Below are 13,989 nucleotides of genomic sequence, written 5' to 3' on the forward strand. Positions count from 1 at the left end.
GCTTGCGCCGCTCCTACAAGGGCCCGGGGCGGGTCCATACGGCCTCTTGCCGATGCGTCTGTTGGCCCGCCCCGCCGGCCGCGCCCACGGCGCTTCAAGCGCGCGGCGGCCCGGGCGGGCATAATCCCCTGTCCGGTCGGCGCCAGGCGCCGCCGGCAGCGTTCACTTTTTTCTCTCACTCCGGAACAGCAGGGGACGAGCCGCATGGCCCGCATCATCGCCGTCGCCAATCAGAAAGGCGGGGTCGGCAAGACCACCACCGCGGTCAACCTGGCCGCCGCGCTGGCCGGCACGCCCAAGCGCGTGTTGCTGGTCGACCTGGACCCGCAGGGCAACGCCACGATGGGCAGCGGCATCGACAAGCGCCAGCTCGAGGATTCGGTCTGCGACGTGCTGCTCGGCGAGGCCGATGCCGCCGCCACGATCGTGCAGGCGCCGGAAGGCTTCGACCTGTTGCCGGGCAATATCGACCTCACCGCGGCCGAAATCCGCCTGATGAACGAAGATGCGCGCGAGCAGCGGCTCAAGCGCGCGCTCGCGCCGCTGCGCGGAAACTACGACTTCATCATCGTCGACTGCCCGCCGGCGCTGTCGCTGCTGACCTTGAACGCGCTGACCGCGGCCGATTCGGTGATCGTGCCGATGCAGTGCGAGTACTACGCCCTGGAAGGCCTCAGCGCGCTGGTCGAGACCATCGAGGCGCTCAAGGCCCAGCTGAATCCTTCACTGGAAATCGAAGGGGTGTTGCGCACCATGTTCGACGTGCGCAACAACCTCGCCAACGCCGTCTCCGCCGACCTCACCACCCACTTCGGCGACCGCGTCTTCCGCACCATCGTGCCGCGCAACGTGCGCCTGGCCGAGGCGCCCAGCTACGGCCAGAGCATCGTCGGCTACGACAAGGCCAGCCGCGGCGGCATCGCCTACCTGGGCCTGGCCGGCGAAGTGCTGCGCCGCCAGCGCGAGCGCGACCAGGCGGCGGCCAAGACCGCGCGCGCGGCCACCGCGGAGACCCCGGCATGAGCAATCCCGCCAAGAAACGCGGCCTCGGCCGCGGCCTGGAGGCCCTGCTCGGCCCCAAGGCCGCCGCCGAAGCGCCGACCCTGGTCGAGGCCCAGCCCGGCGACCTGCTCCGGCACCTGCCGGTCGACTCGCTGAGCGCCGGCAAGTACCAGCCGCGCAAGCACTGGGACGAAGAAAAGCTCGCCGAGCTGGCCGAGTCGATCAAGGCCCAGGGCGTGATCCAGCCGATCGTCGTGCGCGAGATCGGCGAGCGCGGCGGCAAGACCTACGAAATCATCGCCGGCGAGCGCCGCTGGCGCGCCTCGCGCCTGGCCGGGCTGGCCGAGATCCCGGTGGTCATCCGCGAAGTCGACGACCGCACCGTGGTCGCGATGGCGCTGATCGAGAACATCCAGCGCGAAGACCTCAACCCGCTGGAAGAAGCGCAGGCGCTGACCCGCCTGATCGACGAATTCGACCTCACCCACGCCCAGGCCGCCGAGGCCGTGGGCCGCTCGCGCGCGGCGGTGTCCAACCTGCTGCGCCTGCTCGAACTGCCGGGCGAGATCCGGGTGCTGGTGGAGACCCGTTCGCTGGAAATGGGCCACGCCCGCGCGCTGCTGACCCTGGCGCCGCAGGCCGCGATCGCCCTCGCCCGCCAGGCCGCCGAACTGGGCTGGTCGGTGCGCGACGTCGAACACCGCGTGCAGCAGCTCGCCGCCGGCAAGATCCCGGTGGCCGGCAAGCCCAAGCCGGCCAAGCTCAAGCCGCAGGCCGACATCGTGACCCTGGAGCGCGAGCTGTCGGAATCGCTGAACACCAAGGTCAACGTCCTGCACGGCCGCGGCGGCAAGGGCCGGCTGGTGATTCATTACACCGACCTGGACTCGCTGGACGGCGTGTTGGAAAAGCTGCGCGGCAAGGTCGAGGCCTAACGAAGCGCCGCACCGAAAGCGCCTCGCCCCGAAGCCCGCTCGCCGCACCTGAAGCCCCACTGCGCAACGCGCGCCCCCGCAGCCCGCGCCGCCCCTCCGCGCCCGCCTCCTTCAGCTCGCTGAACCGAGTACCGGCTCGACCGTTTATCCCTAGCCTGATCGCGCCGCGCCCGCGGCCGCAACCGTGTTTTCTTGTGCGAGCAAGAACGGATTGCGAGGGGTAATCCACTAAACTTGTGTCTCCGTCCCCCGCCGCCTGCCTTGCCGGATTCCGTCCGGCCGGGCGCTGGGCGTCGTCGGTACGGCACGAACACGCATCAACAATCCACCGAGCAAGGAGACGCAACGATGAAATGGATGGCCGCCGCAGCGCTGATGCTGGCCCCGGTCCTGGCCTGGGCGCAGACCGGTACCTGCCCCGAGTTCAAGAACCCGGAGCTGAAGTGGAACCAGCGCCAGGGCGACAACTACACCCTGTGCTATGCCGAGCTGCCCGGCACCCTCGGCGCCAGCACCGGCTTCGGCATCTACCTGGGCCATCGCACCTTCAAGCCGGACAAGAAGGCCAAGGCGGAGAAGGGCACGGTCGGCGCCCAGCAGGTGCAGTGGTACACCAAGGCCACCCCCGGCAACGCGCGTCCGTACTCGCGCGAGGCGATGATCGTGGTCCCCGGCGCCAAGCCCAAGAGCAAGCTCAAGGTCTACGCCTGGATCGACGCGAGCAGCGCCGAGCAGCTCAACCAGGCCTTCACGATCGCCAGGCAGGTCGCGCTGAACTGAGCGCTCCCGCCGCGGCCGGCATCGCCACCGCGACGCGCGTGCAATGCGCGCGTCGCGGGCAGGGCCGATAATGGCCGCCCGCCCCGACCGCCGGCCTCCCCTCGCATGACCATCCTCGTCACCGGCGCCGCCGGCTTCATCGGCGCCAACGTCTGCCGCGCGCTGCGCGCCCAGGGCCGCGCCGTGGTCGGCCTGGACAACTACAACGACTATTACGACCCGCAGATCAAGCGCGACCGGGTCGCCGCGCTGTGCCCGGACGTGGACATCCGCGCGCTCGACCTGACCGACCGCGACGGCCTGGCCGCGCTGTTCGACGAAGCCGGCATCGAGCGCGTGGTGCACCTGGCCGCGCAGGCCGGCGTGCGCTACTCGCTGAGCAATCCGCACGCCTACGTCGACAGCAACCTGGTCGGCTTCGTCAACCTGCTGGAACTGTGCCGCCACCGCGGCGTGCAGCACCTGGCTTATGCCTCGTCCTCGTCGGTGTACGGCGATTCGGCGACGCCGCCGTTCTCCGAGGACCAGCGCATCGACAAGCCGCGCTCGCTGTACGCGGCGACCAAGGCCGCCAACGAGCTGATGGCCTACACCTACGCCCAGCTCTACGGCCTGCGCGCCACCGGCCTGCGCTTCTTCACCGTGTACGGCCCGTGGGGCCGGCCGGACATGGCGCCGCTGCTGTTCTCGCGCGCGGTCCTGGCCGGACGCCCGATCGAGGTGTTCAACCACGGCAAGATGCGCCGCGACTTCACCTACATCGACGACATCGTCGCCGGCGTGATCGGCGCGCTGGACCACCCGCCGCAGGACGCTCCGCCGCACCGGGTGTTCAACCTCGGCAACCACACCCCGGTCGAGCTGGAGCGCTTCATCCAGGTCATCGAGGACGCCGCGGGCCGGCCGGCACAGAAAATCTACAAGCCGATGCAGCCCGGCGACATGGTCGAAACCATGGCCGACACCGCCCGCGCCCAGGCCGCCTTCGGCTTCGAGCCGGCGACCTCGATCGAGACCGGCCTGCCCGGCGTGGTCGCGTGGTGCCGCGACTATTTCGGCGACAATGCCTGATATTGGCCTGCGTTCAGCGACGTTGCGCAAGGTTTGACCGACCTTTCGCCGCCGATTGCGGATTCCGACCGATTCTGAACAACCCCAGGCGTAAGCTTCGCGGTTTGCGCCGGCGGCGTGGGCGCGGACAATAAATACTTAACGTTTATGCAGTCTGCTACGCGCTCTGTGCACGTCGCCGACATGGCCCCCGGTGCCCGCCGGACGTCCCCGGAATTTCCTCGAGCGTCATCCATGACCCAAACCCCACAACTGTCGGTCGTCGTCCCGGTGTTCAACGAACAGGACAACGTCGCGCCCCTGGTCCAGGAAATCACCGCCGCGCTGCGCGGCGTGACCGATTTCGAGATCGTCTACGTGGACGACCACTCCCGCGACGGCACCCTGGCGGCGCTGGAAGCGCTCAAGGCCGGCGTGCCCGAGCTGCGCGTGCTGCACCACGTGACCCAGAGCGGGCAGAGCACCGCGGTGCGCAGCGGGGTCAAGGCCGCGCGTGGGGCCTGGATCGCCACCCTCGACGGCGACGGCCAGAACGACCCGGCCGACATCCCCAAGCTGCTGGCCAAGCGCGCCGAATCCGCGCAGCAGTTCAAGCTGTTCGCCGGCTGGCGGGTCAACCGCCAGGACTCGGGCAGCAAACGCTGGGCCTCGAAGTGGGCCAACGCGATCCGCAGCCGCATGCTGCGCGACGACACCCCCGACACCGGCTGCGGCATCAAACTGTTCGAGCGCGCCGCGTTCCTGGAACTGCCGTACTTCGACCACATGCACCGCTACCTGCCGGCGCTGATGCAACGCGCCGGCTACCAGACCGTGAGCGTGCCGGTGAACCACCGCGCGCGCGGCGCCGGCGTGTCCAAGTACAACAATCTCAACCGCGCCCTGGTCGGCATCAGCGACCTGCGCGGGGTGGCCTGGCTGATCCGCCGCGGCAAGCTGACCCAGATCGTCGAACGCTGACCGGACCCCGCCATGGATTTCATGAATTCGCCGATCGAATGGCTGAACTGGACCGGCCTGCACATGTCGCCGTGGAAGCTCATCGGCCTGGTCGGCGCGGTGATGTTCGGCGGCCGCTGGCTGGTCCAGTTCGTCGCCAGCAAGCGCATGGGCAAGCCGGTGATCCCGCGGGCGTTCTGGTACATGAGCCTGGTCGGCAGCGCGATGACCCTGAGCTACTTCCTGTTCTCGCAGAAGCAGGACTCGGTCGGCGTGATCCAGAACCTGTTCCCGGCGTTCACCGCCGCCTACAGCCTGTACCTGGACATCAAGCACCGCGGCTGGAAACGCGACCGCGCCGGCCACTGACCCGGGGCGTTCGTCAGTCCAGCGCCTCGCAGCCGGGCGGCAGCGCCACCCAGGCGTGGCGCCGGTCGCCGTAGACCGACACCGTCGGCGGCGGCGGAAACGCCGGATCGGCGAACGCGCCGGCCGCGACCAGGACGATCCCGGGCAGCGCATCGGGCCGCCAGAACACGGTCGAGCCGCACTGCGGGCAAAAACCGAACCGGGCCACGTTGCCGCTGTCGCCGGCCTGGGCGTAGCCGCTGAACCGGCCGCGGATCGCGACCGCCGCCTCCGGGTAGCGCACCTGGTAGCCGAACGCGCTGCCGGTGCGGCGCTGGCAGGCCAGGCAATGGCAGATCGAGATCCGCAGCGGCTCGCCCTCGCAGTCCAGGCTGAGCTGGCCGCAGGCGCACGAAGCTGTGCGACGGCTCATCGGCGTCCTCCTCACACGGGGCCGGGCGCCCCCGGCCATGGCCTCACACCGGCGCGCGGGCGCCAAGTGCTTGTTCCGGCGAAAATTCGCCGGCATAATGCGCGGCTCGCTGTGTCCGGCGCATCCCTTGTGGAGGCCCGGGCGGTCCCGGAAGCGCGATTCCGGCCGCCAAGGTGCAGACGAGGTTTCCACCCGTATCGCGCGGTGCATGCATTCGAATGCGGATGCCGGCATCGGGGCCGCCGCCTCCCTGGCTAAGGGAAGCAACCAACCTTTAGAGGTGCGCAATGTCCCGCGTATGCCAAGTAACGGGCAAGCGAACGACGACCGGCAACAACGTCTCGCATGCCATGAACAAGACCCGCCGCCGTTTCCTCCCCAACCTGCACGAGCGCCGTTTCTGGGTCGCCAGTGAGAACCGTTGGGTGAAGCTGCGCGTTTCCGCCCACGCCCTGCGCACCATCGACAAGAACGGCATCGACGCCGTCCTCGCCGAGCTGCGCGCCCGCGGCGAAAAGATCTAAGGAGGATCGACCATGGCTTCCAAGCGCGACAAGATCCGCCTGATCTCGACGGCGAACACCGGTCACTTCTACACGACCGACAAGAACAAGAAGAACACCCCGGGCAAGATGGAGATCAAGAAGTACGATCCCGTCGTCCGCAAGCACGTGATCTACAAGGAAGGCAAGATCAAGTGACGCAATGGCGCGTTCGCGCGCAGCGCGAACGCCTTTGCCATTGCGTCATCCCCGCGAACGCGGGGATCCAGAGCCTTCAGAGACAACCCGCCTACCCGGCGGGTTTTCTTTTGAGCGAAAGGCCGCCCATCCCAATGCGCCCGTTCGCGCGCAGCGCGAACGCCTTTGCCATTGCGTCATCCCCGCGAACGCGGGGATCCAGAGCCTTCAGAGAGGACCCGCCCTACCCGGCGGGTTTTCTTTTGGGCGCGAAGACGTGAGCCCGTTGGCGGGGCATCGTGCTTGCGATGCGATCCGCCACCCCGCGGTCGCGGCTTGCGCCGCTCCTGCAGGATGCCCATCGCGCTTCGCGGCGATCGGAGCCTGCGACGAACCTGCCTGCACGGCGGGTTTTCTTTTGCTCGATGGCGGGAGCCCATCGCCAGGACGTCGTGCTTGCGGCGCGATCTGCCGCTTCGCGGTCGCGGCTTGCGCCGCTCCTACAGGGCGCTTACCCGCCTTCGCGGAGAACCGGTTGCGGCTGTAGGAACGGCGCAAGCCGCGACCGCGACACCCCGCACCCACGACGCAAGCGGCCGCCGCAACGAACGTGGGAGGGACGTCGGCCTCAACGCTATCGTCCGCGCCCGCCCGGCTTTCGCAACGACGCGAGCCGACCGCAACGCATCGGAGCCGAAGCCCCTCCCACCGATTCCGACTCACTCCGTCACGGCACCACGCCGCCGAAGTAGCTCGACACCTGCGGCCAGATCAACTGCATCTTCACTCCGCGATTGGGCGCGGCCGCGTTGCAGTTGCCGCCGAAGTGGTGCAGCGCCACCACCTTGTGCGAAGAACGCGCCAGCACCGGCGAGCCGGAGTTGCCGCCTTCGGTGTCGCAGTAATAGCCCGCGTCGGTATCGGTGCCGTAGCCGTCGGCATCGGCGTCGATGACCTTGCAACGGCCGCCGCCGTCGCGGTCGCTGACCACCGACAGTTCCTTCATGCGCGTGTCGGGATGGCCGCTGATGTAGATCTCCTCGCCGACCACCGGCTTGCGCACGTCCAGGCTCAGGTAGCCGAAGCTGGAAATGCTGGCGAAGTTCTTCACCGTCAGCAGGGTGTAGTCCAGGGTCTGGTTGGTCTTGAGCATCCGGTCGCCGGCGACTTTCGTCAGCGCGCCGCTGGTGGTGCCGGCGCAGGTCGTGGCCTGGTAGTTGAACCAGAACTCCGAGCCGGCCACGTCGGCGGCGCTGTCCAGGCAGTGGTTGTTGGTGAAGATGCGGTTGTCCGGCCCGACCCGCCACGCGGTGCACCACTTGGTGCCGTTGAGCAGGATCAGCGCGACCGGCTTGGAGCGCGCCACCGCGGTGGCGTCGGTGCTGGCGTAGCAGGCGACCGGACGGCTGTCCTTGGTGCCGCAGATCGACTTGGCCGAGCCGCCGCCGTTGAGCAGCCCGGCGTCGCTGAGCTCGCCCATCATCGCCTGCGGAAAGCCTTCGTCGTAGCGCGCCACGCGCACGCCGTGGTGCGGCGCCCACGGTTCGGTCGGCGTGCCGGTCAGACGCAGCACCGCGGTGTCGCCGGCCACCGACATCGCGCCGAAGCGGGTCTTGCCGTCTTCGCCGAGCGCGGCGTCGACCGTGTAGCGGCCCAGATCGCCCTTGCGGTAGCGATGGACCTCGCTGCGCTTGGGATCGGACACTTCCAGCACCACGCCCGCGGGCAGGTCGAACTGGGCGAAATGCACCTTGATGTAGGCCGCGTCGGCGGCGTGGATCTTCACCGGCGCCGACCACGCGGATTTGGACAGGCCCGATTGCGCGCCCAGGCGCAGATCGATCGCGCGCGACTGGCCCGCCAGCGACGGCCCCGGCGTCGTATCGGCGGCCAGCGCCGGCGTCGCCAGCATCCAGCCCAACAGCGCGACGGCCAGCGCGCGCGGTGCGGCATTCGAAAGTTTCATCGTCGTCTCCGTGTTGCGATTCGGCGCTCTCCGCAAATCCGCGACCGGTCTGCAGGCGCCGCGAACGAGCTTGCACAGCCGCGAGCGCGCACGGACGCCGCGCGCGCGGCGCGAACCGCATCGAAGCGTGACCGGCATCGGATTCGCCCGGCGGATGTCGCGAACTTGAATCCAGCGCAAGCCGGCGCTGTGCGCGCGGTGTTAACGCGAAGCGATGATGCGGCAAAGAAAAACCCGCGCGATCGCGCGGGTTTTTCCGACCGTTCGTACGCGCGCGAGCGCGTCGCGCGCCGGCCTCAGGGAATCACGCCGCCGAAATGCGTCGACACCTGCGGCCAGATCAGCGAGATCTTCGCGCCGGAATTGAAGCAGCCGCCGAAGTGGTGCAGCGCCAGCACCTTGCCGCTGGAACGCGCGATCACCGGCGAGCCCGAGCTGCCGCCTTCGGTGTCGCAGTAATAGCCCACGTCGCTGTTGGCGGCGTTGCCGGTGACGCTGGGCGCGTCGACGCGGCACTTGCCGGTGCTGTTCTGGGTGTCGGCGACGCTGAGCTCCTTCATCCGCCCGCCCGGATGGCCGGCGATGAAGATGCCTTCGTTGGCGACCGCCGCGCGCGGATCCAGGCCCAGCGAACCGAAGCTGGCGATATTGGCGAAGTTGTTCACCGTGAACAGAGTGTAGTCCAGGGTGACGTCGGTCTTGAGCAACTGCGCGCCGGTCACCTTGGTCACCGTCGCCTGCGCGCCGGTGCAGCTGCTGCGCTGGTAATTGAACCAGAACTCGGCGCCGGCCACGCCGGCGGCGGTGCTGATGCAGTGGTTGTTGGTGAACATGCGGTTCTGCGAGCTCACCCGCCACGCGGTGCACAGGCTGCCGCCGCTCATGACCGCGCGCGCCACCGGCTTGGAGGCGTTGAAGGCCTGGGTGTCGCTGGTCGAGTAGCAGGCCGCGGCCTGCTTGTTGTCGGTGCCGCAGATCGACTTGGCGCCGACGTTCGTGCTCAGCAGCCCTTCGTTCTGCAGCTCCGGCAGCATGTCCTCCGGATAGCCTTCCAGATAGCGCGAGACCTTGACCCCGTGATCCTTGCGCCACGGCTCGCGCGCGCTGCCGACCAGGCGCAGCACCGCGACCGGTCCGGAGATCGACATCGCCGAGAAGCGGGTCTTGCCGTCTTCGCCGAGATCGGCCGCGACGGTGTGGCCGTCGCGGTGATCGGCGCTGTAGCGGTAGACCTCGCGGCCGTCGGGGCTGGCGACTTCCAGGGTCACGCCCGCCGGCAGCGAGAAGTGTTCGAAGTGCACCTTGATGAAGGACGCGTCGGGCGTGCGGATTTCCACCGCCTTGGCGCCCGCGTCGACGCCGGCGCGGCCGACCCGGCCGGGCTGCGCGCCCAGTTGCAGGTCGGCGGCGCGCACGTCGGCGATCTTGATCGGCGCCGACGCGCCGGGCGCGGTCTGCGCGGCGGCCGACAGCGACAGGCACAGTGCGCTGGCAAGCAGCGCGGGCGCGAGCAGTTTGGGCATTGCGTGGTTCATTCGCTGGTCCCTCCTGGGATGTGGCGGCGCGAACACGACACGAGGCGATGAAGCGGACAGGCGCGCGCCGCCGCGCCGCGCGACAAGCGCGGCGGACGGCGTGGCGAGTGCTGGCGCCGGGGCGGTTGTTGAGGTGGCGCACGGCAAGAGGCCCTGCCGTGCGCGGGCGACCTTGGCAAATGCCGTCGGGGCAAACCGTGATCGCAGTGGAGTCCGCGGCGCGCCGACGGCGGTGCGTGGCGGAACCTTGATAGGCCGCTCAGCGCGACTGTGGCGCGGGTGGAGGGCGTTCAGGGCGTTGCGGGTGAAGGGGTGCGCGTTGCGGCAGGACAGCAATGCTTGAGTGGGTGGGAATGGGGGTTCGGAGTCGGAGTCGGAGTCGGAGTCGGAGTCGGGAGTCGGGAGTCGGGAGTCGGGAGTCGGGATTCGGGATTCGGGATTCGGGTTATTGGAAATCGTTTGCGCGACAGCGCGACGGCGCCTTTGCCGTCATCCCCGCGAAAGCGGGGATCCAGAGACTTCAGCGCCATGTCGCGATGAAGCCCTGGATCCCCGCCTTCGCGGGGATGACGTCCTGGCAGGAGCGCCAGCGGTTGTGGAATGACGTTCTCGCAGGAGCGCCGGCGATCGTGGGAGGGCCTTCAGACCCGACGCTTTCCGCCCGGTTCGCCAACCCCCGGTTCGCCCGACGTTTCGATGCGCCCAACCACCGCACCGCACCGACAGCGCTGCGGCCAAAGTCGCATCCCCTCCCCCGGCCCGCCCTCGTCACCGAAGCCGTACACTCGACCGACCTCACCACCCCGGCACCCGCGCCCTTGATCCCCGGCTGGATCCTGCTGCTGGTTTCGGCCGGCTACGTCGGCCTGCTGTTCGCGGTCGCCTATTACGGCGACCAGCGCGAGCGTTCGCCGCGCGCGCGCTGGCTGCGCACGGCCGTGTATTCGCTGGCGCTGGCGGTGTACTGCTCGTCGTGGACCTTCTACGGCGCGGTCGGCACCGCCGCGCGCACCGGCCTGGGCTTCCTGCCGATCTACCTCGGCCCGCTGCTGATGCTGGCCTTCGGCTGGCGCATCCTCGAACGCCTGGTGCTGATCTCCGGCGAACACCGCATCGTCTCCATCGCCGACTTCCTGTCCTCGCGCTACGGCCGCGCACCGGGCCTGGCCGCGCTGGTCGCGGCGGTCGCGCTGACCGCGGCCGTGCCGTACGTCGCGCTGCAGTTCAAGGCGGTGGCGATGAGCGTGCAGGTGCTGGCCGGGGTGCCCGCCGACGCCGGCCTGCTCGCCGATCCGGCGTTCTACGTGGCGATGATGCTGGCGGTGTTCGCGATCCTGTTCGGCACCCGCCGGGTCGACGCCACCGAGCACCACCACGGCATGGTCCTGGCGGTGGCGCTGGAATCGCTGGTCAAGCTGATCGCCTTCGTCGCCATCGGCGTGTTCGCCCTGGTCCATCTGCCGGGCCTGGGCGACTACGGCGCGCGCATGCAGCAGGCCGCGCGCGTGGTCATGCAGCCGGGCCTGCCCGACGGCTTCATCACCCAGACCCTGCTCGCGTTCGCCGCCATCGTCTGCCTGCCGCGCCAGTTCCACGTCGCCGTGGTCGAGTGCCAGGACCCCAACGACCTGCGCCCCGCGCGCTGGCTGTTCGGCGGCTATCTGGCGCTGATCAGCCTGCTGGTGGTGCCGATCACCCTGGCCGGGCAGGCCGTGCTCGGCGGCACCGGCGTCTCGCCGGACACCTACGTGCTGGCGCTGCCGCTGCAGCTGGACCAACAGGCGCTGGCGCTGATGGTCTACATCGGCGGCTTCTCCGCCGCCACCGGCATGGTGATCGTGTCGTCGGTGGCGCTGTCGACCATGGTCAGCAACGACCTGGTGATGCCGCTGCTGCTGCGCAGCGGCCTGCTGCACGAAGCGCCGCACCAAAGCCCGGGCATCGACCGCCAGGTGCTGTGGGTGCGCCGGGTCACCATCGTGCTGCTGGCGCTGATGGCCTACGGCTACCACCGCGCCTCGCTCGGCGCGAACGGGCTCGCCCAGCACGGCCTGCTCGCGTTCGCCGCGGTCGCGCAGTTCGCCCCGGCGCTGATCGGCGGCCTGTACTGGCGCGGCGCCAGCCGCTCCGGCGCGCTGTCCGGCCTGCTCGCAGGCACCGTGGTGTGGGCCTACACCCTGCTGCTGCCGGCGCTGAGCCGGATCGGCTGGATCGATGAGCGCTGGCTCGACACCGGCCCGCTCGCGATCGACTGGCTGCGTCCGGAGCAGTTGTTCGGGCTGCTCGGCTGGGACCCGCTGACCCACGGCACGTTCTGGTCGCTGCTGTTCAATGTCGGCACCTTCCTGTTCGTGTCCGCGCGCCAGCGTCCGCGCCTGCAGGAACAACTGCTGGCCGCGCCGTTCCTCGACCCGTACGTGCGCCGCCCCGCGCTCGGCCCCGGCGGCTGGGCCGGCAGCGTGCGCGGCGGCGAACTGCTGGCGCTGGCCGAACGCATCGTCGGCGAGCGCCACGCGCGCCGCGCGTTCGAGGACTACGCGCGCCAGTTGGGCCGCGAATGGCAGCCCGAGCAACCGGCCGACCGCGCCCTGGCCCAGTTCACCGAGCGCCTGCTGGCCGCGGCGATCGGCGCGGCCTCCGCGCGCCTGACCCTGACCAGCGCGCTGCGCGGCTCGGGCATGGAGCTGGGCGAAGTGGTCGCGCTGCTCGACGAGGCCAACCAGGAGCTGCGCTTCAACCGGCAGGTGCTGTCGACCACGATGGAGAACATCAGCCAGGGCGTCAGCGTGGTCGATCCGCAGATGCGGCTGGTGGCGTGGAACCGGCGCTATCAGGAACTGTTCGATTACCCAGACGGCATGCTCTACGTCGGCCGGCCGGTCGCCGACCTGCTGCGCTGGAACGCCGAACGCGGCGAGATGGGCCCGGGCCGGCTCGACGAGGCCAGCATCGACGAACTGGTGCGCCGGCGCCTGGCCCACCTGCGCGCCGGCGCGCCGCACGTGTTCGAACGCGTGCGCCCGAACGGGCAGGTGATCGAGATGGTCGGCCGGCCGCTGGTCGGCGGCGGCTACGTCACCAGCTACAGCGACGTCACCGACTACAAGCGCGTCGAACAGGCGCTGCGCGAGGCCAACGAGAACCTGGAGCAGCGCGTGGAGCAGCGCACCCAGGAGGCCGAATCGGCGCAGCAGTCCAAGACCCGCTTCCTGGCCGCGGTCAGCCACGACGTGCTGCAGCCGCTCAACGCCGCGCGCCTGTTCACCACCGCGCTGCGCGAGAGCGACAGCTTCGACGAGCAGCGGCGCCTGGCCGAGCGCGTGGACGCCTCGCTGCGCGCGGCCGAGGACCTGCTCGACGGCCTGCTCGATATCTCGCGCCTGGACGCCGGCGCGCTGCGTCCGGAGCCGAGCGACTTCGACGCCGGCGAACTGCTGCGCGAACTGGCCGCGCAATACGCGCCCAGCGCCGGCGGCCGCGGCCTGGAACTGCGGGTGCGCGCGCCGCTGGGGGCGATGCCGGTGCGCAGCGACCGCCGCCTGCTGCGCCGCGCGCTGCAGAACTTCCTCGCCAACGCGCTGCGCTACACCCGCGAGGGCGGCGTGCTGCTGGCGGCGCGCGCGCGGCCGCACGTGAACCGGATCGAGCTGCAGGTCTGGGACACCGGCCCCGGCATTCCCGAACACCACCTGGACCAGATCTTCGACGAGTTCCGCCGCTTCGACCAACCCGGCAGCGGCGGCGAGCGCGGCCTCGGCCTGGGCCTGTCGATCTGCCAGCGCATCGCCCGCACCCTCGACCACCCGCTGCGGGTGCGCTCGCAGATCGGCCGCGGCAGCGTGTTCTCGATCGGCGTGCCGTGCGGGCAGCCGCCGCGCGAACCGGTCGCGGCCGACGCCGCGCACGCCGGATTGGCCGATTCGCTGGCCGGCCTGCGCGTGCTGTGCATCGACAACGACCGCGAGATCCTCGACGGCATGCGCGCCCTGCTCGACCGCTGGGGCGCCGCCGCGCTGCTCGCGGCCACGGTCGACGACGCGCTGGCGCTGCTCGACGAAGCGCCCGACGTGGCGCTGGTGGACTACCACCTGCACGACCGCCTCGACGGCCTCGCCGCCATCGACGCCCTGCGCGCGCGCCTCGGCCGCGAACTGCCGGCGGCGCTGCTGACCGGCGACGGCAGCGACGCGCTCAAGCACGCCGCGCGCGAACGCGGCTGCCGGGTGCTGACCAAGCCGATCAAGCCGGCGTCGCTGCGCGCGTTCCTGGCGGCGCAGCGGCCGGCGGCGTGAGGCCGCGA

General features: G+C 70.1%; 12 protein-coding genes. 9 read left to right on the forward strand and 3 right to left on the reverse strand.

Annotated features, from left to right (window positions below; all coding sequences use genetic code 11):
* Positions 1-204 precede the first annotated feature (204 nt).
* The 6 genes from JHW41_RS24600 (at position 205) to JHW41_RS24625 (ending at position 5,096) form a co-directional block, all read left to right on the forward strand.
* Complete coding sequence (locus tag JHW41_RS24600) at positions 205-1,023, forward strand: ParA family protein (RefSeq protein ID WP_057945852.1); 819 nt, start codon at positions 205-207, stop codon at positions 1,021-1,023.
* Positions 1,020-1,937, forward strand: coding sequence for a ParB/RepB/Spo0J family partition protein (locus tag JHW41_RS24605; RefSeq protein WP_057945851.1), 918 nt, complete (start codon positions 1,020-1,022; stop codon positions 1,935-1,937). Before JHW41_RS24600 ends, JHW41_RS24605 begins: the two co-directional genes overlap by 4 nt.
* 348 nt (positions 1,938-2,285) lie before the next feature.
* Positions 2,286-2,717, forward strand: coding sequence for a hypothetical protein (locus JHW41_RS24610; protein WP_057945849.1), 432 nt, complete (start codon positions 2,286-2,288; stop codon positions 2,715-2,717).
* Between the two features lie 105 nt (positions 2,718-2,822).
* The gene (locus JHW41_RS24615) at positions 2,823-3,788 is read left to right on the forward strand and encodes an NAD-dependent epimerase/dehydratase family protein (protein ID WP_057945848.1); all 966 of its coding nucleotides are present in this window, start codon (positions 2,823-2,825) and stop codon (positions 3,786-3,788) included.
* Between the two features lie 234 nt (positions 3,789-4,022).
* Positions 4,023-4,748: a glycosyltransferase family 2 protein gene (locus JHW41_RS24620; protein WP_250448180.1), complete on the forward strand. Its 726-nt coding sequence runs from the start codon at positions 4,023-4,025 to the stop codon at positions 4,746-4,748.
* 12 nt (positions 4,749-4,760) lie between these two features.
* Positions 4,761-5,096, forward strand: a complete 336-nt coding sequence (locus tag JHW41_RS24625) for a lipid-A-disaccharide synthase N-terminal domain-containing protein (protein WP_057945846.1) — start codon at positions 4,761-4,763, stop codon at positions 5,094-5,096.
* Between the two features lie 13 nt (positions 5,097-5,109).
* On the opposite strand, the gene JHW41_RS24630 is transcribed toward JHW41_RS24625, so the two are convergent.
* Entirely contained in the window at positions 5,110-5,508 is a 399-nt protein-coding gene (locus tag JHW41_RS24630; RefSeq protein ID WP_057945845.1) for a GFA family protein, read from the reverse strand.
* Positions 5,509-5,795: 287 nt separating this feature from the next.
* Here JHW41_RS24630 and rpmB point away from each other — a divergent pair, with 287 nt between their 5' ends.
* Entirely contained in the window at positions 5,796-6,032 is a 237-nt protein-coding gene (gene rpmB, locus JHW41_RS24635; RefSeq protein WP_057945844.1) for a 50S ribosomal protein L28, read from the forward strand.
* Positions 6,033-6,044: 12 nt separating this feature from the next.
* Positions 6,045-6,209, forward strand: a complete 165-nt coding sequence (rpmG, locus tag JHW41_RS24640) for a 50S ribosomal protein L33 (protein WP_057945843.1) — start codon at positions 6,045-6,047, stop codon at positions 6,207-6,209.
* A gap of 706 nt (positions 6,210-6,915) precedes the next feature.
* Here rpmG and JHW41_RS24645 read toward each other — a convergent pair.
* Together JHW41_RS24645 and JHW41_RS24650 are read right to left on the reverse strand one after the other, a co-directional pair.
* The gene (locus JHW41_RS24645; protein ID WP_250448182.1) at positions 6,916-8,154 is read right to left on the reverse strand and encodes a trypsin-like serine peptidase; all 1,239 of its coding nucleotides are present in this window, start codon (positions 8,152-8,154) and stop codon (positions 6,916-6,918) included.
* A 296-nt stretch (positions 8,155-8,450) separates the two neighbouring features.
* A complete protein-coding gene (locus JHW41_RS24650; RefSeq protein ID WP_250448184.1) occupies positions 8,451-9,677 on the reverse strand; it encodes a trypsin-like serine peptidase in 1,227 nt (408 codons plus the stop codon).
* An 830-nt stretch (positions 9,678-10,507) separates the two neighbouring features.
* Here JHW41_RS24650 and JHW41_RS24655 point away from each other — a divergent pair.
* Entirely contained in the window at positions 10,508-13,981 is a 3,474-nt protein-coding gene (locus tag JHW41_RS24655) for a PAS domain-containing hybrid sensor histidine kinase/response regulator (protein WP_057945840.1), read from the forward strand.
* Positions 13,982-13,989: the final 8 nt, after the last annotated feature.

This window comes from Lysobacter enzymogenes, assembly GCF_023617245.1.
Lineage (GTDB): Bacteria > Pseudomonadota > Gammaproteobacteria > Xanthomonadales > Xanthomonadaceae > Lysobacter > Lysobacter yananisis.

What these genes read in the sequence shown, in the direction of transcription:
- JHW41_RS24625 (WP_057945846.1), top strand. Translation starts at nt 4,761, where the DNA reads ATGGATTTCATGAATTCGCCGATCGAATGGCTGAACTGGACCGGCCTG.
- JHW41_RS24620 (WP_250448180.1), top strand. Translation starts at nt 4,023, where the DNA reads ATGACCCAAACCCCACAACTGTCGGTCGTCGTCCCGGTGTTCAACGAA.
- JHW41_RS24630 (WP_057945845.1), bottom strand. Translation starts at nt 5,508, where the DNA reads ATGAGCCGTCGCACAGCTTCGTGCGCCTGCGGCCAGCTCAGCCTGGAC.
- JHW41_RS24615 (WP_057945848.1), top strand. Translation starts at nt 2,823, where the DNA reads ATGACCATCCTCGTCACCGGCGCCGCCGGCTTCATCGGCGCCAACGTC.
- JHW41_RS24645 (WP_250448182.1), bottom strand. Translation starts at nt 8,154, where the DNA reads ATGAAACTTTCGAATGCCGCACCGCGCGCGCTGGCCGTCGCGCTGTTG.
- rpmB (WP_057945844.1), top strand. Translation starts at nt 5,796, where the DNA reads ATGTCCCGCGTATGCCAAGTAACGGGCAAGCGAACGACGACCGGCAAC.
- JHW41_RS24600 (WP_057945852.1), top strand. Translation starts at nt 205, where the DNA reads ATGGCCCGCATCATCGCCGTCGCCAATCAGAAAGGCGGGGTCGGCAAG.
- rpmG (WP_057945843.1), top strand. Translation starts at nt 6,045, where the DNA reads ATGGCTTCCAAGCGCGACAAGATCCGCCTGATCTCGACGGCGAACACC.
- JHW41_RS24610 (WP_057945849.1), top strand. Translation starts at nt 2,286, where the DNA reads ATGAAATGGATGGCCGCCGCAGCGCTGATGCTGGCCCCGGTCCTGGCC.
- JHW41_RS24650 (WP_250448184.1), bottom strand. Translation starts at nt 9,677, where the DNA reads ATGCCCAAACTGCTCGCGCCCGCGCTGCTTGCCAGCGCACTGTGCCTG.
- JHW41_RS24605 (WP_057945851.1), top strand. Translation starts at nt 1,020, where the DNA reads ATGAGCAATCCCGCCAAGAAACGCGGCCTCGGCCGCGGCCTGGAGGCC.